Origin of the sequence: Silvibacterium bohemicum (assembly GCF_001006305.1) — a bacterium.
In the GTDB taxonomy this organism is placed as follows: Bacteria; Acidobacteriota; Terriglobia; order Terriglobales; family Acidobacteriaceae; genus Silvibacterium; species Silvibacterium bohemicum.
In genome coordinates, this window is record NZ_LBHJ01000020.1 from 415,179 (window position 1) to 438,546 (window position 23,368).

Annotated in this window: 14 protein-coding genes; 9 read left to right on the top strand and 5 right to left on the bottom strand. The window is 57.5% G+C overall.

Annotation, left to right across the window (positions count from 1 at the left end):
• Positions 1-100 precede the first annotated feature (100 nt).
• The gene (locus tag XX99_RS24860; RefSeq protein WP_050062107.1) at positions 101-1,021 is read right to left on the bottom strand and encodes an alpha/beta fold hydrolase; all 921 of its coding nucleotides are present in this window, start codon (positions 1,019-1,021) and stop codon (positions 101-103) included.
• 482 nt (positions 1,022-1,503) lie between these two features.
• The gene (locus tag XX99_RS24865; RefSeq protein ID WP_050062108.1) at positions 1,504-3,654 is read right to left on the bottom strand and encodes a sigma-54-dependent Fis family transcriptional regulator; all 2,151 of its coding nucleotides are present in this window, start codon (positions 3,652-3,654) and stop codon (positions 1,504-1,506) included.
• 148 nt (positions 3,655-3,802) lie between these two features.
• Between XX99_RS24865 and XX99_RS24870 the strand changes: the two genes are divergently transcribed.
• A complete protein-coding gene (locus XX99_RS24870; RefSeq protein ID WP_050062109.1) occupies positions 3,803-4,402 on the top strand; it encodes a CGNR zinc finger domain-containing protein in 600 nt (199 codons plus the stop codon).
• A gap of 70 nt (positions 4,403-4,472) precedes the next feature.
• Here XX99_RS24870 and XX99_RS24875 read toward each other — a convergent pair whose 3' ends face one another.
• A complete protein-coding gene (locus XX99_RS24875; protein ID WP_050062110.1) occupies positions 4,473-6,272 on the bottom strand; it encodes a tetratricopeptide repeat protein in 1,800 nt (599 codons plus the stop codon).
• 223 nt (positions 6,273-6,495) lie between these two features.
• On the opposite strand from XX99_RS24875, the gene XX99_RS24880 reads away from it, so the two are divergent.
• The 7 genes from XX99_RS24880 to XX99_RS24910 all read left to right on the top strand — a co-directional run bounded on the left by XX99_RS24880 (position 6,496) and on the right by XX99_RS24910 (position 13,990).
• Positions 6,496-6,909 (top strand): DNA-binding transcriptional response regulator, encoded by a 414-nt coding sequence (locus tag XX99_RS24880; protein WP_050062111.1) that lies wholly within the window; start codon positions 6,496-6,498, stop codon positions 6,907-6,909.
• A gap of 41 nt (positions 6,910-6,950) precedes the next feature.
• Positions 6,951-7,385 (top strand): universal stress protein, encoded by a 435-nt coding sequence (locus tag XX99_RS24885; RefSeq protein WP_050062112.1) that lies wholly within the window; start codon positions 6,951-6,953, stop codon positions 7,383-7,385.
• A 61-nt stretch (positions 7,386-7,446) separates the two neighbouring features.
• Positions 7,447-8,595: an HlyD family secretion protein gene (locus XX99_RS24890; protein ID WP_050062113.1), complete on the top strand. Its 1,149-nt coding sequence runs from the start codon at positions 7,447-7,449 to the stop codon at positions 8,593-8,595.
• Positions 8,592-10,244, top strand: a complete 1,653-nt coding sequence (locus XX99_RS24895; protein ID WP_231581606.1) for an MFS transporter — start codon at positions 8,592-8,594, stop codon at positions 10,242-10,244. The genes XX99_RS24890 and XX99_RS24895 overlap by 4 nt, the downstream gene beginning before the upstream one ends.
• Positions 10,245-10,303: 59 nt before the next feature.
• Complete coding sequence (locus tag XX99_RS24900; protein WP_082125952.1) at positions 10,304-11,686, top strand: TolC family protein; 1,383 nt, start codon at positions 10,304-10,306, stop codon at positions 11,684-11,686.
• Positions 11,687-12,078: 392 nt separating this feature from the next.
• Complete coding sequence (locus XX99_RS24905; RefSeq protein WP_050062115.1) at positions 12,079-13,215, top strand: sensor histidine kinase; 1,137 nt, start codon at positions 12,079-12,081, stop codon at positions 13,213-13,215.
• Positions 13,216-13,219: 4 nt separating this feature from the next.
• Positions 13,220-13,990: a LytR/AlgR family response regulator transcription factor gene (locus tag XX99_RS24910; protein ID WP_050062116.1), complete on the top strand. Its 771-nt coding sequence runs from the start codon at positions 13,220-13,222 to the stop codon at positions 13,988-13,990.
• A 31-nt stretch (positions 13,991-14,021) separates the two neighbouring features.
• Here the strand turns inward: XX99_RS24910 and XX99_RS24915 are convergent, their stop codons facing one another.
• Both XX99_RS24915 and XX99_RS24920 read right to left on the bottom strand, forming a co-directional pair.
• Positions 14,022-15,416 (bottom strand): undecaprenyl-phosphate glucose phosphotransferase, encoded by a 1,395-nt coding sequence (locus XX99_RS24915; protein WP_050062117.1) that lies wholly within the window; start codon positions 15,414-15,416, stop codon positions 14,022-14,024.
• A 440-nt stretch (positions 15,417-15,856) separates the two neighbouring features.
• Complete coding sequence (locus XX99_RS24920) at positions 15,857-17,395, bottom strand: protein adenylyltransferase SelO (protein ID WP_231581607.1); 1,539 nt, start codon at positions 17,393-17,395, stop codon at positions 15,857-15,859.
• Positions 17,396-17,783: 388 nt separating this feature from the next.
• Between XX99_RS24920 and XX99_RS24925 the strand changes: the two genes are divergently transcribed.
• The gene (locus XX99_RS24925; protein WP_050062119.1) at positions 17,784-23,225 is read left to right on the top strand and encodes a malectin domain-containing carbohydrate-binding protein; all 5,442 of its coding nucleotides are present in this window, start codon (positions 17,784-17,786) and stop codon (positions 23,223-23,225) included.
• Positions 23,226-23,368 lie beyond the last annotated feature (143 nt).

A 23,368-nucleotide genomic window follows, 5' to 3' on the forward strand; every position in this document is an offset into this window, starting at 1 on the left:
CCCTGTTCAAATAAAAACTTCAAAATGCCCGCATGTTCGGGCGCAATAAACCGATACGACCGCACGGTTTTGTGTAGAGAGATTAATCACAATGCAACCTCTACCTTCGCCCGGAGATATTGTTCGCCTTGAGGAACTCTTTCATCGCAGTGGCAATCTCCACGACATGTGTCTCGATCGCAAAGTGGCCGGTATCGAGAAAGCGAACCTGCGCATTGGGAATGTCTTTTCGAAATGCTTCTGCTCCCGCAGGAACGAAAAACGGATCGTTCTTCCCCCAGATAGCCAGCAAAGGTGGTTTCGACTGGCGGAAGTACTCCTGGAACTTCGGATAGAGCTTTACATTTGAGGCATAGTCGAGAAACAGATCGAGTTGGATGTCCTTGTTTCCCGGGCGTTCCAGCAAAGCCGCATCCAGCGTGTACGATTCGGGCGCAACCGCTTCAGGATTTGCAACGCCGTATGTGTACTGCCAGCGAGTTCCTTCGAAATTCAGAATGTTTTGCCGGATCACTTCCCGGTTCGCCGGAGTCGGCTGAGCCCAATAGGTCCTGATCGGCCCCCACGCATCGCCAAGACCCTCTTCGTAGGCGTTGCCATTCTGCGAGACGATGCCTGTCACTCGTTCCGCATGGCGCATCGCGAGACGCAGGCCTGTTGGAGCTCCGTAGTCAAAAACATAGATCGCATAGCGATTGAGCTTAAGGGCTTCCGTGAAGGCCTCCATCGTGCCGGCCAATGCGTCGAACGTATAGGCATATTTCCGTCCCTCCGGAACCTCCGTAAATCCGAACCCAGGCAGATCGGGCGCGATCACGCGATACTGATCAGCAAGACACGAAATCAGATTGCGGAACATGAACGATGAGGCGGGAAAGCCGTGCAGCAGGAGCACCACAGGCGCATCCTGGTCGCCGGCCGATCGATAGAAAACCCGAACACCATCCACCTCAACTCTGTGGATTGACGTCACTGGCACCGATCCCGCGCTGGTTGCTTCTCCTACGTGAGTGTTACTCATAACAACTCCTTCTCATTTGGTTACGTGTGGGATATCCCGATAAGCGCCCCCTAATAACACCGGTGGCGCTCTGCAAGAGCCGAACGCAGAGCAATGTCAATTCTGCTCGTCGAGACATTCTGCGATCGGAAGGCACGCTACGAACCTGAGTGCAACCGCGATACCAAATCCGGAGCGTTCACTGCCGGAGCTTGCCGTGGGCTAAGTTCTTATTGATCTGTGGGATTTTTTCGCGTGGCGGACAAAAGCAACAAGCACTCGCTGACAGATGTGTGACGGATGCCCAACACTGACAGGATTTGGTCGCCGGCTTCGTCGCATCTGGGGATGCGTCTCTCTCGCGTGGCATCCCTTCAATGTCGGAGCGAAGCTATCGGGTTATCCGCGATGCGCGGATAACCGCTCGCAATCAGGCCGCCTGGATATGCGACTGATCTCCGCCGCTCACGGCTTTCGTCGCGACATACGATGTAAGGGGAAAGTCAGGCCCGATGTGCCCGGCTCTCCTCTGGCGAGGAGACGGGACGGATGATGCGAAGCTTTCGCATTCTGTAAACCAAGGACGTGCGCTTCATTCCCAATCGCTCCGCCGCGCCGTTTCGGCCGCCCACGACCCAGTTGCTTACTTCAAGCGCGTGAAGGATATGATCTCGTTCAACTTCCTCCAAACCCGTCATGACCATATTTGGGTTTCTGTGAACGTGAAAAGGCTCCAGTTCTGAAGTCGGAGCTCGCAGCACGGTGTGTGGAGAAAGGATTACGGCGCGCTCGATGAAGTTCTGCAACTCGCGAACGTTTCCCGGCCAGCGATATCGCACCAGCGCATCCATCGTCTCCGATGGGATGGCTTCGATTCGCTTATTCATGCGTCGCGCGTAGAGCTTCGTGAAGTGCGATACCAGCTTCGGAATGTCCTCCGTACGCTGCCGCAAGGCAGGAATACTGATCGGAAAAACCTTCAGCCGATAGTAGAGATCTTCACGAAATGTCGCTTCCTTGACCATCGCAGCTAAATCACGATGCGTGGCTGCGATGAGGCGGACATCCACCTTGTGAGTGCGGTTGCTGCCTAGCCTCTCAAACTCTTGCTCCTGCAGCACTCGCAGCAATTTTGCTTGAAGCTCCAACGGGATGTCGCCAACCTCATCCAGGAAGAGTGTGCCCTTATGCGCGAGTTCAAAGCGGCCTGTCTTCTGCGCAACCGCTCCCGTGAACGCCCCTTTTTCGTGCCCGAACAGCTCACTTTCGAGCAGACCAAGGGGGATCGCGGCGCAATTCAATTTAACGAATGCGCGTTCCCGGCGACTACTCAGATTGTGAATGGCCCGCGCAATCAACTCTTTCCCGGTACCTGTCTCACCCTGAATAATCACGCTCGAATCCGTGGGCGCCACGACTGACACCAGGTGCAAAGCACTGTTCAAGGCGGAACTTTCACCAACGATTTCCCCAAACTCCGCCCGAATCTCCTCTTCGAGATACAGTCTTTGCTTTGTTTCTTTGTCTCGATCCTTTGTCGCCTTTTCGTACTCCAACGTGTTCTCAACTGCAGTCGCTATCTGACGAGCCACCTGTTCGAGCAAGATCACGTCCTCTTTCTCAAAAGCGTTGTTCGAACGCCTGGCGAGCATTAGAACGCCAACTACTCGATCACGACCGGCGAGCGGAAGATAACAGCCCACGTTGAGGCCTTCCTCCATCACGCGCTCATAAATAAGCTGGCCTTCGGGACTTCCATAAATTTCCGGATCCTCGCGGACCTGTTCGAAGCTATCGATCCGGATACTCTTGCCACTTCGCAAGACCTGACCCGAAATCGAACTCTTCATCGACACCAGCGATCCCTCGCGAAAGGGCCCTCTCCCCTCCGGGTTGTACAAAGTAGTGACGCGCAACTCGCCGCTCTCGGAGTCGGGTAGTAATAAGGCAGACACGTCACATTGCATGATGCTGAACAGATTTGTTGAAAGCGCATCCACCACTTGCCGGAGATCTAACCTTGATGTCACGCTGCTTGTGATTTCCAGAAGCAATCGCAGACGATCGCGTTCGTGCCGTAACTTTTCTTCACTCCGGTGACGCTCGATTGCAATACCCGCAATGTGACTGAAGTTCTCGATTGACTCCAGGTCGACAGCGTCAGGACTGCGCGCTTCACGATAGTGAATCGCAAAAGTTCCCAGGACTTCGCCATCGCTCGTGAACAAAGGATGCGACCACACTGCGCGAATTCCAAAAGGCAAGAGACGGTGACGATAAACATCCCAGACGGGGTCGGTGAGAATATCGGTCACGTAGACCGGTTCTCTTCGATAGACGGCCGTACCACAGGCTCCGCCTTTCGGGCCGATGAGCATGGATCCCGCCCCATCGACGAAGCCTGGAATACTGGGAGCCGCTACACAATAAAGCTCCCGTCCGTCATCGGTCGGAAGCCAAACGCTGCACAACGTGCCATCGCCTCGAGATTCGACCAGCTGAGCAATGATTGTGAGAACTTCAGCCAGCGGAGCGCCCGCAAAGATCATCCGCAGAATGTTAAGCACTGCATCCGAGGACAACAGGCCTGACCGGTTCTGCCCGTTTTTCGCACTCAGCACCATATGTGCAGCAAGTTGTGGGCTAGACGTCATCCGATCTCCTCTTTCAAAAGCCACTCCATAAAAGGAGAACGTGCCACTCCTACGGAGCGCCTGTATGTAGTCTGAGTTCGGACGACGACACTTGTCAACACACCGTTATACGGTTACATTTTATTGTCTTGAACCCTGAGGGCAAATCATGGGCGCAAAAGAGTTGGAAAGAATTCGCGCGCTGTTCTTGGCGGGCCATCCTGCGCTGGACTTCCTGAACACACGAATGAGTGTGGATGGAAATCTGGTGGAACTGCTGCAAAGCGATGAAGATGTTCACTCATGGCTCAAACAGGCAGGCTTTCCCGCCTCAACAATTGATCGCAAACTGAAGCCGTTGCACCTTCTTCGTTCGGCACGCACACTCCGGGAGAATATTCGCTCCCTCGTTGAAGGGCGGAAGAGGGGAAAAAGTGGAGATCCTTCTATCCTTAACAAGTTTTTGGCGGCGGGTAGCCGCTACTCCCAGCTGGTTTGGAGTAAGTCGAACAAACTAAGGATTGAGACGGTGAGACGGCAAAAATCTGCCGAGTCAATATTGGCGCCGATCGCGGAAGCTGCGGCCGACCTGCTCACAACCGGCAACTTCGATCTTGTGAAGCATTGCGAAAATCAAACCTGCTTGCTATGGTTTCTCGATCAGACGAAGTCACATCGCCGGCGCTGGTGCAGCATGGAACGGTGCGGAAATCGTTATAAAGTAGCGGCCTATCGAGCTCGCCGCCGTGATCAAAATATTTCGAGCTGAGGATCGCCGAAATCTCTACCCGAGAAATAGTCCCGCTGGCTTAGCTTCGACCGATGCCGGCTGGTTTGCGTTATAGGCTCTCCGGTAGAACTTCCCGCTCGATCTCGTGGAACGATATTGTTTGGCGAATGGGATCGAAGCGTGGATCCACGCCGATCCACACCAGCTCCGGCTCTCGATCCTCGGCAGCCAGCAAAAGAAACGAAATTGCGCTTTCGGTGTTGCCGAGAGCCAATGCCAGCAGCGCCTGCCGCGATCGGCTGATCGCCGCATCCGGCGCCAGGAGTCGGAAGCCCTGCACGATGCGATCCGCCTGTTCCCTCTCGCCGATCAATGCCAAGACCTCCGCAATGCCCGCCATCATCGGCAGTTGCCCCGCTGAAACGGAACGAATGCTCTCGACCAGCTTCTCCGCCTGCTCGTTTCTCCCCAGATGCGCTGACATCAGAGCAAGAAAGAACCGGGCTTCGACAGGGAGCGGCCCATAGAGAGCGCGTTCCGATAGCTGCCGCAGTCCCTCCTCGAATCGCCGTGTGAGGTGGAAAAACTTGGCATGAACTACTTTCTGGCGATTGGAAAAGGGGTCGATGCGTTGCGCGATCTCAAAGTGATGCGATGCCTCGTCGAAGCGCTTCAGCGCGGTGAGATACAGCCCGTATCGCCGCGACGCGGAGACGTGCGTCCCCAGGCTGAGAGCACGCTGGAAATTCTTCTCTGCTTCCTCCCACTCCCACGCGAGCGCTTGCGCACCGGCCAGGCAGGAATAAGATTCGATGGTTTCAGGGTCCAGCTCGATCGCGCGCAACGCATCTTGTTTTGCGAGTGAGATCAAACTGGCGGAAGGACTCGCTCCGCGCAACGCCATGTCCAAACGGCAATGGGCGATACCGCAGTAGGAGCGCGAGTAAGAAGGAACAAGATCCCTGGCCTCTTGAAATTTCAATAGAGCAGCGGGCAGGTTCGATGACGAGCCCTCATCCAGAAGTGTTTCCGCATGCATGACCAGAGGATAGGCTGCAAAGGTCAAAGCGCCGGGCGAAGCCTTGCGGCGGCGTATAAGCGACTGCTCAGGCCGCGCGCGACTAACGAACGCGGTAGCGACCTGCTCCTGCACCTGGGCGAGAGCTTCGGCAGTGGCCTCGGTTTCGAAGCGGTGGGAGCTGATCTGGAAGCCGTCGGCGCCCAGCACCCGAACGGTGATGCGCAGGCGATCGAGATCTTCTCTCACGGTTCCTTCGATCACCGTGTTGATTCCGAGCTTCTGCGAGAGAACAGGGATGTCCAGCAGTCCCTCGGTCGAGTGAGGAGGTCTTGCAATCACTCGAATGCCTTCGGTGCGGGTGAGGTTATGGATCAGTTCGTCGGTGACTCCCTGGGCGCACAACGCGGACAGAGGCCGGCCGGAAAGATCCTCGAGCGGCAGGACGGCGACGGCAACACCAGCCCCCTTGACCAGCAGATCGTTGGCAGGGAAAGTTCCGGAAAAAGTTCCGTCGATCTTCGCGGCAACGGACATCTCGTTCCTCCGAAACAAAGGAAGATAGGCGCCTGGTCGGAAGTAGATGAAGACCGGGTTATCCTTCCCTTCCGACTCGTAGTATTCCTTGAGCTTGGCGCGAAGACGCCTGGCCTCGGTGCGCACGATGGAATCCTGGCTGGGATGGTAAGGAGGTTTGCGGTCGTAGACCTCGGTTCCGATCACGTACTCCTTGAGGCGGTCGGCGTTTCCGGCGATGGCTTGCTCGATTGCAAATCGGAGAAAGCGCCCCAGGCGGTCCGATTGCGAAAAAATGGCGCTTTGCAGAAGCCGGTCGAGTTCTTCGCGAATCTCCTGTGCGGAAAGACTTTCCGATATGTATGTATCCGGCAATCTTGTCGTTTCCTTAAATCGCAGAATCTAAAAGTTCTGGTATCCTTCGATGGCTACTCCAGCTTCGCTTCCGGGCGCCGCCCGGCAAGCAGCGAAACTCTCGCTGCCATCATATCGTGCCCGGCTGTCCCCACACTGCGCAGATCACAGTGAGCTAACAGTTGCACACGCTGTATTTTTCTGCAGTTCTGTAATCCTCGCGTAGAGGCCGTGGAGTCAAGAGATGGTGAAGGAGCCAGATGAGGTGCGAATTCTCGCATTGGCGCCCGTCGAGGCGCAAACGCAAATTCGGCGTCAGCTGACCGCGATTGGAGCCGCGGTCGATTTCATCGGCAATGCAAATGAGCTTCATCGCCTCGCCCTCAGCCGAATTTTGTACCATGTTGCCTTGCTGCCCGCGGCTCTTCCCGATTCCGGCTGGTGGTCGCTTTGGGGAGAAATTACCTTACTCAATCCCCGTCCGGAGATTCTGGTCTATGCCCACACGGCCAGCTTCGAACTTTGGTCCGGAGTACTGGAGCTTGGCGGTTACGATGTCCTTGTCGAACCGTTCACAGACGAAGAGCTTCAAGGAGCCGTGCTGCGTGCCGCTCAAAGCTTCAAGGAACGCTGTGCCTCTGAAAACAGCCAGGAATAAATTCGTGGAAAATTTTTGCTCATCTGCGCCGGAGGAAGTGAATGTATAAAAAAATTGTCGTCGCCTTCAACGAATCCCCGGAGTCGCGGCGAGCTCTGAAGTCAGCCGTTCAGTTGGCCACGTCTCTCGGCGCGGAGCTGGATTCAGTCACGGTGATGGGCGATCTGCCTGCGTATACGTCCTTCATCCCCGCGGCCGATCCCGGAGTCGTGCGGCTGCTCGATGACGCCCGGCTCGAATTCTATGAGCAGATCCAGCAAGAGGCGCACGCCCTGGCCGCAAGCTCGGGAATCGAACTTCGTTCCCATTTCCTTGATGGACGACAGGTCGGAGCGATCGTCGAATTTCTGCGCAGCCACAACGTAGACCTGCTGGTGATCGGCCTCCATCAGCGGGATCTGCATATCTCCCGCCTGTGGAGCACCGTTTATGATCTTGCGCAGGAGGCACCGTGCAGCGTTCTTGGCGTGCATTAGCGGCCACCTTCTGTCTGTTTGCTGATCCGGTCTCAACCGATGTTCAGGAGTCGCTCAAAGTATGAAGAAACTAGCAATCATCGTTCCTCTTATTACGTTGGCCGTTGCGGCGGCGCTTTTATTCTTCATCCGCGGGTCCTGGACATCGTGGGAAGGGTCACGCGCGGAGGAGCTGACCGACGACGCCTACGTGCGCGCCGACATGGCTCCCCTGAGCACGCGCATCTCGGGCACGGTGAAGAAGCTCGACGTCAACGACTACCAATCCGTCGGGCAGGGCCAGCTTCTGGTCCAGCTGAATGACGACGATTATCGCGCGGCTTTAGAAGAGGCCAAAGCCGCACTGGCCGGAGCCCAGGCACAACTCGCGGACAACCAGGCTGCGAAACTTATTCAAGATGCGCAGATCGAGTCCGCGCAAGCGGGTATTCTGCAGTCCTCGGCAGCTGTCGACGCATCCAAAGCCGCGGTAGACGCAGCGCAAGCCGATGTCGAACGGACCCAGCTCGAACGCAAGCGTCAGGAAGCGCTGATCGCCTCGAAAGCGACCACGCACCAGCAGCTGGAGCAAGTCATCGCCGATGCCGACCGCTACTCAGGCAACATCGCGAGCCGAAAGGCCGACCTGGCGCGGGCAGAGGCGGCATTGGCCAGCAGCCATAGCGCGCTGGCGGCGGCAAGGAGCCAGCGAGCTGCGCTCAACACGAGAGACAACCTCTACCGGGCAGACATCGAAGCAAAGAAAGCGGCAATCATCGTCGCAGAAGTAAACCTGGGATACACGCGCATCGTTTCTCCGGCGGAAGGAAAAGTGGGCGAGCGCCACGTACAGGAAGGGCAACTGGTGTCACCCGGCATGCAGGTCATCGACCTAGTCAAGGGAGATGTCTGGATCGAAGCCAATTACAAAGAGACTCAGCTTACCAACATCCGAAGAGGCGACGCGGCCGATATTCGCATCGATACGTTTCCCGGGACGGTGCTGCACGGAAAGGTAGCCGAAATCGCTCCCGCCAGCGGCTCCCAATTCGCGTTGCTTCCTCCAGACAATGCCACGGGCAACTTCACGAAAGTCGTTCAGCGGGTTCCGGTGAAGATCGTGCTCGATGAGGGATCTCCCCTGCATGGCCAATTGCGGCCGGGATTTTCGGCAGTTGTCACCATTCATCCTTCAGGAAAGCAGACTGGGTCAGGGAGCTCCCGCTCTTGAGCGAACCGGCCACGACTGCGGCATCTCCCGCGCCCCCGGAGCCTCCGGCATCCGCAGCAGTGCCCGCGGGACATTCAGCTATCACGACCCGCCCTATAATCGGAGTCTTCGGCGTGCTGCTCGGCGCGATGATCGCGACCTCCATGGGGCGATTGATCAGTGTGGGGCTGGTCGATCTGCGCGGAGCACTCCATCTGGGAGTCGACGAAGCTTCCTGGATCGGCACCGCATTCAACGCCGCCTTGATGTTTATTGGGCCTTTCTCGGTATATCTCGGTGGCCTGCTCGGTGCTCGGCGTGTGCTTCTCGGCTGCGCGGCGGCTTTCACCGTGATCAGTGCCCTGCTTCCCTTTGCTCCCAATCTCCCCGTGATGCTGGTTCTGCTCACACTCGCCGGGCTGACGGCGGGAACGTTTTATCCGCTGACGCTTTCCTTCGTATTGCGCAATCTGCCCATGCGCTACGTGCTGCTGGGTATCGCGATGTACGCGATGGACATCGTCTTCACCACGAATTTCGCGACCTCGCTCGAAGCCTGGTACATGGATCATCTCTCCTGGCATTGGATCTTCTGGAACAGCGCCGTCCTCACTCCGGTGATGATCGTGCTCATTTACTTCGGTATTCCCTGGCAGCCCTTGCCTACTCCGAAAGAAGGCCAACCGAAGCCGAACTGGCGCGGATTTTTATACGCCAGCTTGGGTTTCTCGCTGCTCTATATCGCTCTCGATCAAGGCCAGAGATTGGACTGGCTGCACTCCGGAACCATCGTTGCGCTCCTTGTTTCCGGATGCTTTCTCATCCTGATGTCGATCGTCCGGCACCTGGTGATGCCGAATCCACTGATCCATCTTGGATTTCTCACGCGTCGCAACACTTTGCTGCTCGGCATCGTCTTGGTCTTTTTTCGTTTCGTGCTGCTCGCGACCGTAGTCGACATTCCCAGCTACCTGGGATCGATCAAAGGTTATCTGCCGCTTCAAACCGGGCCGGTGTTGCTCTGGGTGGCTCTGCCGCAGTGCATTTGCGGTCTGCTCGCGATGTATCTGCTGAAATACATCGACGCGCGTCTGATGCTCACCTTCGGATTCGGCCTGGTTGCAACTGCTTGCCTGATCAACGCCCATCTCTCGTCCGCATGGTCGGGCGCTAACTTTACGTTCTCGCAGTCGATCATGGCCGTCGGCCAGGCCTTCGCATTCAACGGCCTGGTGGGATCGATCGTTCTCGAGGTCGTAAACACCGGAGCATTGAAGCGCCCCATCGACGTGCTCACCTTCGCCGGCTACTTTCAAACCGTACGCCTCATCGGAGGCGAGATCGGCGTGGCCTTCATGCAGCACTTCCTCTCGATTCGGGAGCAATTTCACTCGAACATCCTGGGGCTCGGCGTTCAGATGGGGCTGCCCTCGACAAATCAACGATTGTTCGGCCTGACGGCTGGGATGCTGAGCCGATCACCCGGTTCGACGACAACCGCTGCCGGGCGGGCCGCTGAGATCCTCGGGCTGCAGGTGAAGCAACAGGCTTTTACGCTCGCGATTACAGACTGCTTTATGTTGGTGGCCTCTTCGATTGTGTTGTGCATGATCGTTATCGCCTGCATGGCGCCGGTCCCAACGCAGTATCGACAGGTAATGAAGGCTTGAACTCAAACGGCTCGAAGAGAACAAACGGGCATCTTCCCAGACCCTTTCAAGGAACTCGCATGCGGCCTAGAACAATACCGTGCCTCCTCTCCAAATCGCTCCTCCCTGCGCTTTTCGGCATGCTGGGATCGATCCTCGTCATCAGCGGAGCACACGCGCAAAACAACTCTCCGCTCCCGCTCACGCTATCCGGTGCGATCGATCTCGCCCTCCACCAAAATCGCGATCTCAAGCTCTCCCAACTCGCCGTCACCGACAGCGAGCACAAGAAAGAGATTGCGCGCTCCGCGTATTTTCCGCATATCAAGAATGATTCAGCGATGCTTCACGTCACTGACCTTGCGGGCGTACAGATTCCGGCGGGAGCCTTTGGCAACCACGCGTCGACGGGACCGATACCGAGCCAGAACCTCTTTCTCGATCAGGGGTCGCTGACTTCTTATACAAGCGGCACCGGTCTCGAACAGCCGTTCACGCAGATGTTCAAGATCCATGAATCGAATCGCGCAGCAACGGCCGATATCGACAGCGCACGAATCCAACTGGATCAGGCGACGAACGATGTCGCGCTCAAGGTGCGCCAACTGTACTTCGGCATTCTGATCGCGCAGCTCCGGCAACAGGCCGCTGAAGACGAAGTCGCTGCCGGCCAGGTCAAGCTCCAGGAAAATCAGGAGGACGTGGAGCGCGGACGCGCCCTTGATGTCGCGGTCCTGGAAAGCAAGGCATCGTATCTCGACGCCCGGCAGAACGCTCTGGCGCAGAAGCTTCAGACCCATGATCTGACTTTGGAGCTCGACGACCTCTTAGGGCTTCCTCTGACCACCCAGCTGCAACTCGACTCGGATGCGTCGGCTCTCTCGCTCAACGTTCCTTCCCGCGAAGAGTGCAAACAGATCGCGCATGATCGCAGCCCTCAGATTCGGGCGGCCGAACAGTCCGTGATCAAGGCGAAGGCTGGCCTGGCGGCTGCGAAAGACGCCTACATTCCGGACGTAACGGGTCTGGCCCGCTACAGCTATCAAAGCGGCGTTCCTCTGCTGGTGCACAACTTCGGCACCTTCGGATTTTCGTTTAACTACGACCTCTTCGATGGCGGCAAACGTATCGCGGAGATTCGGGATTCGCGCACCTTACTGTCAGAGGCCGAACTTAACCTGGTCAAGGTCGAAGACGAGGTTGAGGTTCGCGTCGAACAAGCATACGACAAGGTTGAGCAGATGCAGGACCTCGTCGGAGTTGCCCAACAGGCAGTCGACGCACGAGTGGAAGCCGCCCGGCTCTCCGATCGGCAATTCGAACAGAATGCGGCCCTCGATTCAGCGCGCGCCGAGGCGCATGCGAAGGCTCTCTCCGCCAGGGCTTCCTATCTGCAAGCCAATGTCGGCCTGTCGCTCGCGCAAGGCGACCTGAAAACCCTCATCGGACAGCTTCCCCGATAGCCGTGCGTCGGCCGGATGCCGTGGTCTCGCGGTCTGTTCCTACTGGGCAGCTGTTTTCTGAGATCTTCCCTGCATCTACGGCGGTCTTCACCGCATAATGAAGGCCGCTCCCTGCAGACCGTTCGCGCGATCGCCCCGAATGTAGAAACCTGATAAGAAGGTCGAGTGTGCCTCAACTCACACTCGGTCCCCGGATCACCGTCTCAGACCACAGCCCCAGACCACCGCCCCAGATCGCAGCTTCAGATCACGGCCCGGAACGAGAGTCCCCCGCGCCAGGGCGGAATCGCAAAAGCGATACAACCGTGCGGTTATTGCCAACCAGGATACGGCCGGCGATATGATGGGCGTGAAGGTTGTGGCTCCGAGAACACTATCGGGAGATACAGACCATGAACTCGTTCCTGACTACGGCAACATACCCGGAAGCTACCATATCGTCCGGTCGTAAGTCCGAGGCTGCGCGCGCGTCGGGACCCAAAGTTCGCTTCAATGGCATCGCGGCGATATCCCTGGTCTCGATCGTATTGGCCCTGGCAACTGCGAGTGAATGCCACTCGATCTTCTATCCTCCATCCCTGTTATATGGCTTCATGCTTTGGGGATGGTGGGGCTGCATCGCCAGCGTCATTTGGAAGCTTGGCCCCAAAAGCTCCCTGGTGTTGAGCTCTTCTCCCCGCGCGTTTGCGGTGAATCTATTGTTTGCTTGTGCTCTGGGCTTTGCCCATCTCCTGCTCCTCGGCAGCCTCGGCTTTACTTCTACTGATTGGGCAAAGCACTCGAGTGCCCTTGCCGTTTGGGCGAGTCTTCTCCAAATCAACCGCTTCGGCATTGAATTGCTCATCTACGGCTTCGTCGTCGGCATTACTGGAATTGCCTTCTTCCAAATCCGCGCACAGCGCGATGCGATGAAGGCGCTCGAACTCGAGAAGCAGCTCTCTACGGCCCATCTGCGCGCTCTCCAGATGCAGCTTGAACCGCATTTTCTCTTCAACACCCTGAACGCAATCACCACGCTGGTTGAGCTCGACAGGCAGAAAGATGCGGCCGAGATGCTTGGTCATCTCATCTCGATTCTCAAGACAACGTTAAAGCGAACGACTCCGGAGAAAGTACCCCTCTCGCAGGAGTTGGAGATGGTTGAGAACTATCTCGCTATAGAGCAGGTCCGCTTTGCCGATCGCCTGCGCATCGAGATCGCAGTACAACCCGGCGCGCTCGACGCCCTTGTTCCCTGCTTTCTCTTGCAGCCCATCGTCGAGAATGCGATCCGGCATGGCATCGCGCATTGCGAGTCCGAAGGCAAGGTGGAAGCGTCAGCGCGATGCGAGGGGGGACAACTTCATCTGCGCATACGTGATAGCGGCAGCGGCTTGAGGGGTCACGCAAAAGCCGGCCACGGCATCGGGTTGAGCAATACACAAGAGAGACTCGCGCACTTCTACCAGAGTGCCTACGATATGCAAGCTCGAGCGCTTGATGCCGGCGGTTTCGAAGTGGCCATTACCATTCCTTATGAGTGCGGTTAGCCGAATGCTGAAAACGCTCATCGCCGATGACGAGCCGCTGGCTCGCGAGCGGCTGAGGTTTCTATTGTCCGCTTGCGGAGACATCGAAATCGCGGGTGAATGCCGCAACGGCAGAGAAGTGATTGCAGCCCTCAGAGAAAAGCAGTACGACGTTCTCTTTCTCGACATTCAGATGCCCGGCTGCGGCGGCTTCGATATTGTTGAGCAGGTTGGAGCACCGAATATGCCGGTCACCGTCTTCGTCACGGCGCACAATCATTATGCAGTGAAGGCCTTTGAAGTTCACGCACTCGATTACTTGACCAAACCGGTTGAGCCCGAACGGCTGCAGGCTGCCGTTCTCCGTGTGAAGGAGCGCATCGCGTCACAACAGGCGTTGATGACGCAGGATCGATTGGAGTCAATGTTAACCGCTCTCACGCAAGTCAGCACCCGGCGCGAGGAATTCCCGAAGCGGCTGCTCGTACCCAATGGCACGAAGGATTCATTCGTCAGCGTCGACGATATTGAATGGATTGAAGCGGCAGACTACTACTCCTGCCTGCACGTCGGAGCCAAGGGCCTTATGTTGCGCCAGACCATCAAACAGCTTGCAGAGACGCTCGACCCAAAGAAGTTCGTTCGCGTCCACCGCTCCTCGATCGTCAACATCGCGCACGTGCGTGAGATTCTTCGCGAAGGACGCAACGAAGGCTGGGTGCTGCTGTCGAACGGCCATCGCCTGAAGATGAGCAAAGCTGGATGGCAGAACCTGCTTCACGCCAGCCGCACATAATTTCTCGTGCCGCTGCTCGGGTGTACGAAGGTCAGAATGCGTTGGAGCTCAGCATCTCGCGAGTGATAGTCAACACCAGGATGCGCACGTCGAACCAGATGGACCAGTTTTCAATGTAGTCCAGGTCGCAGGCGACTCGGTTTTCGATCTGTTCGATCTTCTTCGTCTGACCGCGCCATCCATTGACCTGCGCCCAACCTGTGATTCCAGGCTTTACGCGATGGCGAAGAGCATATTTTGCGACCACATCGGTGTACAGCCGGTCCGCGGCCTTGGTGTTCGGTGCATGCGGACGCGGTCCAACCAAGGACATGTCGCCTCTAATGACATTGAAGAGCTGCGGCAGCTCATCGAAGCTGAGCATGCGCAACCATTTGCCAAGTCTCGTCACTCGCGGATCGTCGCGAGTGGTCTGCTGATCGGCCAATAGATCCGTCATGTCAGTGCGCATGGTGCGAAATTTGTAGCAGGTGAAGAGCCGGTTGTTGAATCCCAGTCGAGGTTGGCGGAAGATGATCGGACCCGGTGAGTCGAGGCGGATCAGCAGCGCAATGAGGGCGAGAATCGGCGAGCTCAACACAATCAAAAGAGAGCCCACAACGAGATCGAAGGCCAGTTTCTTCGCGCCTCGCCAGTCCTTCAGAGGCCGCTCTTCCATCAAAACGACGGGATTTGATCCGATCTTCGAAATCTGATCGCTCCTGTAGCGCAGGCCGGCAAAGTCCGTGGTCAGACACACATCGGCGACAGTGCTGCGTACCTGTTCGAGGATCGCTCCAATACGTTCGGCCGCACTCAATGGAAGGGCGATCACAATAACGTCAATTTGTTCTTCCCGGCTGCGCTCGAGAAGATTCTGCACCGTGCCGCGAACTTCGACTCCGTCCTGCATGGCGGGCACACGCGACAGACGGTCATCGTAGAGGCCCACAACCGTATAGGCATGGGGCTCCGCACGTAACCGATCGATGAACTCACGGCTAAGTTCACCTGCTCCGATGACTGCAACCCTTCGCGCCAGGCGTCCGGCTTCCATCCACCTGCGGAAGAGCTGCGACAAGAAGCTTCGATACACAATCAGGAACAGGAGACTGAGTCCGAACCATACAAGGAGCCACCGGCGAAGAAGCTGACCGCCTCCCATAAGGAAAATACAAATGATGATGCTTCCCGCGCCAAATAGCAGCGGCTTCATCAAGAGCAGCGATTGCCGGTTCCATGATCGCAGCGAGGATGGCGTATAGGCGTCAGCACGTGCAAGAACACGCGTAGTCAGGACACTGCCCACGAGCGTGGCAAAAAAGAGTAATCCATTGACATGGTGTTCGTCCTTCGGCAGCAGGAGGATTCTGCTCAATAAACCGCAGAGCAACAGGATGAGAATGTCCGAAAGTTGTACAAGGTTCACCGCGATGGACGCGGACACTCTTCCTCGCTGGCCGCGAGACCGCCTGCGGGCGACGGATCGCCGGTCGACCAAGACGGGAACTTCTGACTGCTGTCTCGCGCTACGACTCACCTTAGGCGCCTATTTACGACGGCAAATGCTTTGCCGTCGATTTTCATATCGGGAGTATGACGGTATCCGCTAGTTGGATCATAGCGAAAGCCACCAATCCGACTATCACCCGGAAGAGCTATTGAGAATCGGTGCTTCGCGTCAATTTCCGAACTACTTCCCCACTAGGTTTTGGCTCCGGAATCAACTAGGAGAAGGGTATTCACTTCAGGAGAGTTTCGGTGAATTCATCACGGCAAAGCGAAAGTTGAGGAGCTTCCGCTGTCAGCCAGGCATTGGGCTTACGGTGTACTTTCTACTCCGGCAATCTTCGAACAGACTACGCCGATGTATGGGATTTCTCTTGGCTAGGTTCCGCAGAAAGTATGCTCGACCCGCTCCTCAGGTCGAGCCGGAATCGCATACGGCTCAAATCCGGGTCTGTCGTCGTAGGGGTGGGTTACAACATCCAGCAGGTCTTCAAAGGGCTGGAAGTTCTGCTGCTCCGTCGCGGCGTTGATCACGGCCTCTACGAGATGATTGCGAGGGATGAACGCCGGATTCGCCCTGCGCATTGCGTCCACGCGTACCTGATTAGAGACGGAATCTGACTGCAGCCGGCGGCGCCAGGCAACCGCCCAGGTGTCATATACCGCAGGATTGTCGAAGAGTACGCGAAGAGTGCTGTCGTTATCTTGGCTTGCTGCCGCCTCGCACAGGCGGCGGAATGTGAGTGTAAAGTCGGCGTGGTTGGCAGCCATGCGTTCGAGCAGATCCTCCGCCAGCGCGCCATCCCCCTCCTGCTGCGTATGTAGACCGAGCTTGCGGCGATGCCCGGCAGTACGCGCTGCTTCAAACTGCGGAGCAAACGCGGTGAGCGCCTCCGTAGCAAAGGCTATTGCGGCCTCCTCGCCACGGTTATCGCCGGTGAGTATCGGAAGCAACGTTTCGGCAAGGCGCGCCAGGTTCCACAGAGCAATTTCAGGCTGGTTGGCGAATGCGTATCGGCCTCGCTGGTCGATGAAGCTGAACACCGCCGCCGGATCGTAGGCCTCCATGAAGGCGCAAGGTCCGTAATCGATAGTCTCGCCAGAAATCGAGGTGTTATCGGTATTCATGACGCCGTGGATGAAGCCGAAGGACATCCATTGCGCAACCAGCTCCGCCTGTCGCGCGATCAGACCATCCAGAAAGGCACGATAAGGCTGCGACGCCGCCGCGGCCTGAGGATAATGTCGCGCGATGGCGTAGTCGGCCAGGGTGCGAACGGCTTCCGTATCTTTGCGAGCCGCGAAGTACTCGAACGTGCCCACACGCAGATGGCTGGCCGCGACGCGCGTGAACACGGCTCCCGGCAATACGCTCTCGCGATACACGCTCTCACCGGTGGTAACCGCGGCCAGGGCTCGCGTCGTCGGCACTCCTAACGCTGCCATTGCTTCGCTGACAATGTACTCACGCAAAACCGGACCGAGCGCTGCTCTTCCATCCCCGCCACGCGAAAATGGTGTGCGGCCCGCACCTTTGAGTTGAATATCGTAACGCATGCCGTCGCGCCCCACCACTTCACCGAGAAGATTGGCACGTCCATCGCCAAGCCGCGGCACAAACGAGCCGAACTGGTGCCCGGCATAAGCCTGCGCCAACGGCTCGGAACCTTCGGCCACCCGATTGCCTGCCAGGATCTCCATTCCTGCGGGTGTGGTGAGCGCCTCCGGATCGAGCCCGAGGCTGCGGGCAAGCTCCACATTCAGCTTGATAAGCTGCGGCGCCGCCACCGGCGTGGGAGCAAGCCGCGCGTAGAAGCGATCATCGAGGCGAGCATATGTGTTGTCGAAGCCGAAGCCGAAGCGGACGTCGGATGTAGGGGAGACGGACTTCGGTGCGCTCGCGGATGTTTCTGTCAATTCCATCTCCGTTCGATGTCGCAGGCTGTTTCCCGGTCGCAATGTGTCAATCCGCAGCGGCTAGAAGGCTTTTTCGGGGCAGAATTAGGGCGTCGACTCCGAATCAGATGCTTTAACACGTTAATACATGCTTTAACGCCGCGGTTCGACGTTCGAACTCCGTGAATCTGTTTCGGACGACGGCATCGGTCGAAACGCTTTTGCCGGATGAACTTATCGACACGGCCGGACGTGCGCTGATGGTTTTCTCAGGTCTTTCATGGCCGTTAACACCATTATCTGTGAATGAACCTCAAGTCACTTGCGAAATAGGTACTGAACCGAGGAATGTCACTTCTGCATAAACGGTCGATCGCTGGAAATTCACGCATCGGTCAACAGGAGCGTCATGTATCCCCCATACCTCCCCGTTCACGGTTCACCCTATCTGCGCGACCTGAATGCCCATGACATCAAGCCCGTTCCCCAGTCTGTAGCACACCGACACTCGCATCGCAGTCTTCCTGGAGCAGGCGGCAGCCATCGTCTCTTGCCATTACTCCTGATTTTCCTCTCGGCCGTGGGCTCGACCACGGCGAACGCACAGCCGGTGCCGCCGGCGTCGGATCGGATCATCGTTGATCTCTCCCAGGGCGTGCCGAATTTTGTGGGGAACGCCGCCGCGACTGATCCCACCGCGGCTTTGCCTCAGAGCAATTGGTGGTACGAGAACAATCAGGATTCCAATCCCACTCCGTCTTCTTTCGCTGCTCCCAGCTACGTTGAGAATGCCGCGCCAGCTTCCGCCATCGGTCCCTCCTGCGGCAGCGCGATCTCCGCTCCTAACTGGGCTCAGGTCGGCGTTCCTACCGACGCGAATCTATGGCGCTCGTTCCTCAATCAGTCATCGGGTGGTGGCGAAGGATCTTTATGCGGACAGAACAATTGGTATCGCCTCCACTTCAAAGTTGATCCGGCGTACGCCAACAGCAAGATCATGGTCGAGTTCGAGGGAGCGCATACAGGCGCACAGGTTTATATCAATGGCACGCTGCTGACCGGCGTCAGCGCCGTCGCCGCCAATGCGAATGCTTCGCACGTCGTAGGCTTCATACCTTTCATCGTCGACCTCACGCCCTATCTGACGGCCGACGGCGCCACGGAAAATGTGCTTGCAGTGAGCGTGTCCCGGGGAAACAGCTGGTTTGAAGATCCTCAATTTTCAGAAGTCTTTCGATTCGGCCAGGCCATGGCCGGATTGTTCCGCCCAGTCAAGATGTTCATTACCAACAGGGTGCACATTCCCGTCAATCTGTACTCCAACCAGAAGACGTGGGGCACGTACGTTGCGATCGTATCCGAGGCTCTTTCCAAGAACAACCCAGCCCAGGCCGTATCCGCCGTCGTCCAGGTAGAGACCAACGTTGTGAACGAGACAACGGCATCCCAGATCGTCACCCTGACGACGCAGATTGTGGATGCGAACGGGAACGTAGTAGCAACCGGCGCACCTCTCACTCAGACAGTGGCCGCGATGACTCCGGGCAATTTCCCCTCCACCGCATCTCCGATGTTCAGCGAGCAGATCACCGTCAACAATCCGACATTGTGGTATCCAAACAATTCCATCTACGGCACACCATATCTGTACACGGTCAATCACATTGTCAGCGTCAATGGCGTAGTGGTCGATGTTGCGCAGAGCCCGCTCGGCATCCGCACCATTACCTGGAATGCGGACTACCCAATCATCAACGGCTATCCGATGAATCTATGGGGCGCCTCGGGGCGCTACGACTATCCGGGATTGGGATCATCCGTTCCCGAAGAGCAGCAGTGGCGCGATCTCTCGCTATTGGCTGCAGAGGGCGGAAACATCTATCGTCCGGGACACTCGACCAGCAGCGAAGAATTCGTGAACGCAGCCGATGCCTACGGCATCATGATCGACCAGCCAAGCGGAGACAACGAAGAGGCCTTTGCCGACCCAACAGCCGATATGGTGACGCTGAAGGAAGAGCTGCATCGCGACATGATCGTTCGCGATCGCAGCCATCCGTCCATTCTCGATTGGGAATCGAACAACGGCACCATGGAAGAGTCGGTCGGTGAACCGCTTCTGGCCATCGACTCTGAGTGGGACCCCATCAATACGCGGGTTGCAGCCGACCGCACGCCTGATCCGGTCAACGGCTATCTTCTCGGCTGCACCTTGGAAGGCTGCGAGGTGCAAATCAAGGAGGATTACCCGAACAATGCGGCCTGGGGCGCGGAGTATTGGGGCACCGGCACGGCGCGCGGCCTGGCGTGGAACTACGAGCTGGCCTTCGTTGCGCCCTTCCTCGACAACTGGCGTCAGGGCAGGGCTGCCGGCGCGATGGGAATGGCGCAGTGGTACCTCGCCGACACTCCCGGCGAGACTGGCCAGTTTGTGGAGGCCGGCAGCAGCACGACGGCTCCTGGAAACGCGAATGCGGTCCGGTCGCTCGGCGCATCCTCGCTGGATCAGAATCGCTTTCCGAAGCTGTTGTACTACGTGTATGAAACAGCGTGGACGCCATTTTCGATCAAACCGGTCGTTCACCTAGCCGGCCACTGGAACCTTGCCGCCGGGACTGTCCAGGTGAATGCCTTCAGCAACTGCCCATCGGTGGAACTGCTGGTAAACGGTGCGCAACAGGGTTCAATCGAGACGCCAAATCCCTGGACGTCAAACGACGAAGGAAATCAGACGCAGACCGCAACCCAGATTCCCTTCCAGACTTCCTGGATGGTGCCATGGGTCTCCGGCACAGTAACGGCGGAGTGCCTCAACGAATCTGGAACAGTGGTCGCGACAGACAGCAGAACGACTGCAGCAGGCGAAAGCAAGATCGTGCTCAATATTGTTCCTGAATTGACCGAGCCCAATGGCACGACCTTCGAAGTCACCGCCAACGGTTCGGACGCAGCATTTGTTACTGCCACAATCGAAGACGCAAATGGGAATTGGGAACCCCTCGCCTCTGACCTGGTCACATTTTCGGTAAGCGGCCCAGCCACCTATCAGGGCGGGACTCAGCAATATGTCTCCACCAACACCAACAACTACTCAAACGCCAACTCCACTTATGTGAACGGCGTGCCCGACGCTTACTACCACGCGCCGGGAGATCCCGAGTTACAGGTCGAAGGCGGCCTGACCAGAATTGCGTTCCGCAGCCAGTTCACTCCGGGCACCGTAACGGTCACGGCTACGGCTCCCGGCCTGACAAGCGGTTCCGTTTCCTTTCCGATCGTTGCCGTACCCGATCCTCGGACCACAACCAGCGCATGCGCCGCGGTCCCTCCAACGCCGGCCGGATTGACGGCAACGGCCACCTCCTCCAGTGTCGTTACTTTGAGTTGGACAGCAGTCACCCCTCCGTCCCACTGCAGCGTCAGTTTTTACAATATCTACAGCAGCACAACCAGCGGATTCACTCCGTCCTCAAGCAACCTGATCGCGAGCGGGATCACAACTGCCAGTTACGCCGACACAGGTCTCGCAGACCTAACGACCTACTACTTCATCGTGGAAGCAGTCGACGGATACGGTACATCCGCGCCTTCAGCGCAGGTTTCCGCATCTACACCGGTCACGCCCCCTTGCAGCACCGCTCCCTCAGCACCAACCGGGCTAACGGCAGCAGCCACTTCCCCAAGCATCATCGGGCTCACATGGAACGCGGCCACTCCTCCGGCGAACTGCACCATCAGCTCCTATAACGTCTACCGCAGCACCGCCAGCGGATTCGCTCCGGGCGCAGGCAGCCTGATCGCAAATGGTCTAACCAACCCCGCCTACTCCAACGCCGGCCTCGCTTCGAATACGACTTATTATTTTGTCGTAGAAGCTCTGAACTCCGATGGAAATTCGCCAGCATCGGCGCAGTCATCCGCCACCACGCCGCCGGCAGATCTTGTATCGATCGACGCAGGCAGCACCACGGGAGCAGGCAACTCGAACGGCGGCGACAATCCATTTGTCGCGGACGAAGATTACACCGGTGGAACCACCTACTCGGTTCCGAATGCCATCACCATACCAGCCGATCTCGTAACCATTGCTGCTCCGGAGGCGGTATACCAGTCGGCGCGGCAAGGGGCGATCACGTACACAATTCCAGGCCTCACTGCCGGAGCCAGCTATACCGTGCGTCTGCACTTTGCGGAGCTGTATTTCACGGCAGCTGGCAGTCGTGAATTTAACGTTGCCATCAACGGCAAGACAGTGCTGGCCAACTTCGACATCTATGCAACGGCGGGCACGAACTACACAGCCGTGATTGAGCAATACGTCGCCACAGCCAACGGCAGCGGCCAAATCGTAATCACATTCACCAACGGCGCCCTCGATCAACCCACCATCAATGGCCTCGAAGTGCTTGGAAATTCTTCTGTTTGCTCTGCCGTTCCCTCAGCGCCAACCGGATTGACGGCAACAGCATCTTCCTCCAACATCATCGGCCTGTCCTGGACGGCAGCTAATTCCCCGGCGAACTGCTCGATCAACTCCTACAACGTCTATAGCAGCGCAACCAGCGGATTCACGCCGTCGTCGAGCAACCAGGTCGCCAGCGGTGTGACCGGTACGACTTACTCCAACACCGGCCTCGCAGCTTCGACCACCTACTACTATGCGGTAGAAGCAGTCGATTTGTTCGGTGCATCGACGGCTTCGGCGCAAGCCAGTGCGGAAACGTCGGCTATTTCGTCATGCAACTCGGTCCCGCCCACAGGTCCAACCAATCTGACGGCCACAGCGTCGTCCTCCAGCTCCATCAGCTTGAGTTGGACCGCGGCGCCCGCGAATCCTCCCTGCACCATAACTTCGTACGATGTCTACCGGAGCACTACCTCGGGATTTACGCCGTCGTCGAGCAACCTGGTTGCGAACGGAATAACGGGCACGAGCTACACCAACTCCGGCCTGACGGCGTCGACAACGTACTACTACGTTGTGGAAGCGTTCGATTCGTATGGATCGTCAGCAGCCTCTTCACCAGCCAGCGCCAGCACCGCAAGCGGTGGAGGCAGCTGCAATGTAGCTCCATCCGCGCCGGCGGGACTGACAGCGATAGCGTCATCTCCAAGCGTCATCGGCCTGAGTTGGACCGCGGTGACACCACCGGCCAACTGCAGCATCAGCTCTTACTCAATCTATCGCGGCACCACAAGCGGGTTCACGCCTTTGTCGAGCAACCTGATCACTACCGCTACCGGCACAACTTACTCCAACACCGGCCTGACGGCATCAACCACCTATTACTACAAGGTGGAAGCCTCCGATACGGAGGGTCCATCTGCCGCTTCCACCCAGGCCAGTGCCGAGACGCAAGCGGCCAGCGGCAGCACCGAGGTGATAGCCATCGCCGCTGGCGGACCGGCGCAGAGCAACTCCGGCGGTGGCGACTACTCCTTCGCCGCCGACGAAGACTTCAGCGCGGGCGGGGATAATCAGGTGAGTACCGCCACCATCAATCTGACTCAGCCGGGAGCTAACGCAGCGCCCATGGGCGTGTATCAGTACGGACGGGCCGGAATCTCCACCTATACCATTCCGGGCCTGACCGCGGGCGCAACTTATACTGTGCTTCTGCACTTCGCTGAAACCTACTTCACCGCCGCCAGGGACCGCCAGTTCAACGTGGCCATCAACGGCATTACGGTGCTCACCAATCTCGACATCTACGGCACAGTCGGCAAGAATGCCGCGCTGCTGGAAACCTTCAACACCACAGCAAATTCCAGCGGACAGATCGTCATCGCCTTCACCACCGGCGCCGCGGACCAACCCCTCGTCATGGGGATCGAAGTCCGCGCCAACTAAGTACTGACGAAAGTCAGAGCGCATGGCAAGACGTTAGCGCCGTTATCACAACACAAACCACAGCAAGAACTAGGGGAATGTCATGTCAGACAAAAATTCAATACGCAGAGTAAAGATCCTTCTTCGCACTTCTCTGGCACTGT

Coding starts and splice junctions, on each gene's coding strand:
- XX99_RS24910 (WP_050062116.1), top strand. CDS start 13,220: ATGCTGAAAACGCTCATCGCCGATGACGAGCCGCTGGCTCGCGAGCGG.
- XX99_RS24880 (WP_050062111.1), top strand. CDS start 6,496: ATGGTGAAGGAGCCAGATGAGGTGCGAATTCTCGCATTGGCGCCCGTC.
- XX99_RS24860 (WP_050062107.1), bottom strand. CDS start 1,021: ATGAGTAACACTCACGTAGGAGAAGCAACCAGCGCGGGATCGGTGCCA.
- XX99_RS24870 (WP_050062109.1), top strand. CDS start 3,803: ATGGGCGCAAAAGAGTTGGAAAGAATTCGCGCGCTGTTCTTGGCGGGC.
- XX99_RS24905 (WP_050062115.1), top strand. CDS start 12,079: ATGAACTCGTTCCTGACTACGGCAACATACCCGGAAGCTACCATATCG.
- XX99_RS24900 (WP_082125952.1), top strand. CDS start 10,304: ATGCGGCCTAGAACAATACCGTGCCTCCTCTCCAAATCGCTCCTCCCT.
- XX99_RS24865 (WP_050062108.1), bottom strand. CDS start 3,654: ATGACGTCTAGCCCACAACTTGCTGCACATATGGTGCTGAGTGCGAAA.
- XX99_RS24885 (WP_050062112.1), top strand. CDS start 6,951: ATGTATAAAAAAATTGTCGTCGCCTTCAACGAATCCCCGGAGTCGCGG.
- XX99_RS24890 (WP_050062113.1), top strand. CDS start 7,447: ATGAAGAAACTAGCAATCATCGTTCCTCTTATTACGTTGGCCGTTGCG.
- XX99_RS24925 (WP_050062119.1), top strand. CDS start 17,784: ATGTATCCCCCATACCTCCCCGTTCACGGTTCACCCTATCTGCGCGAC.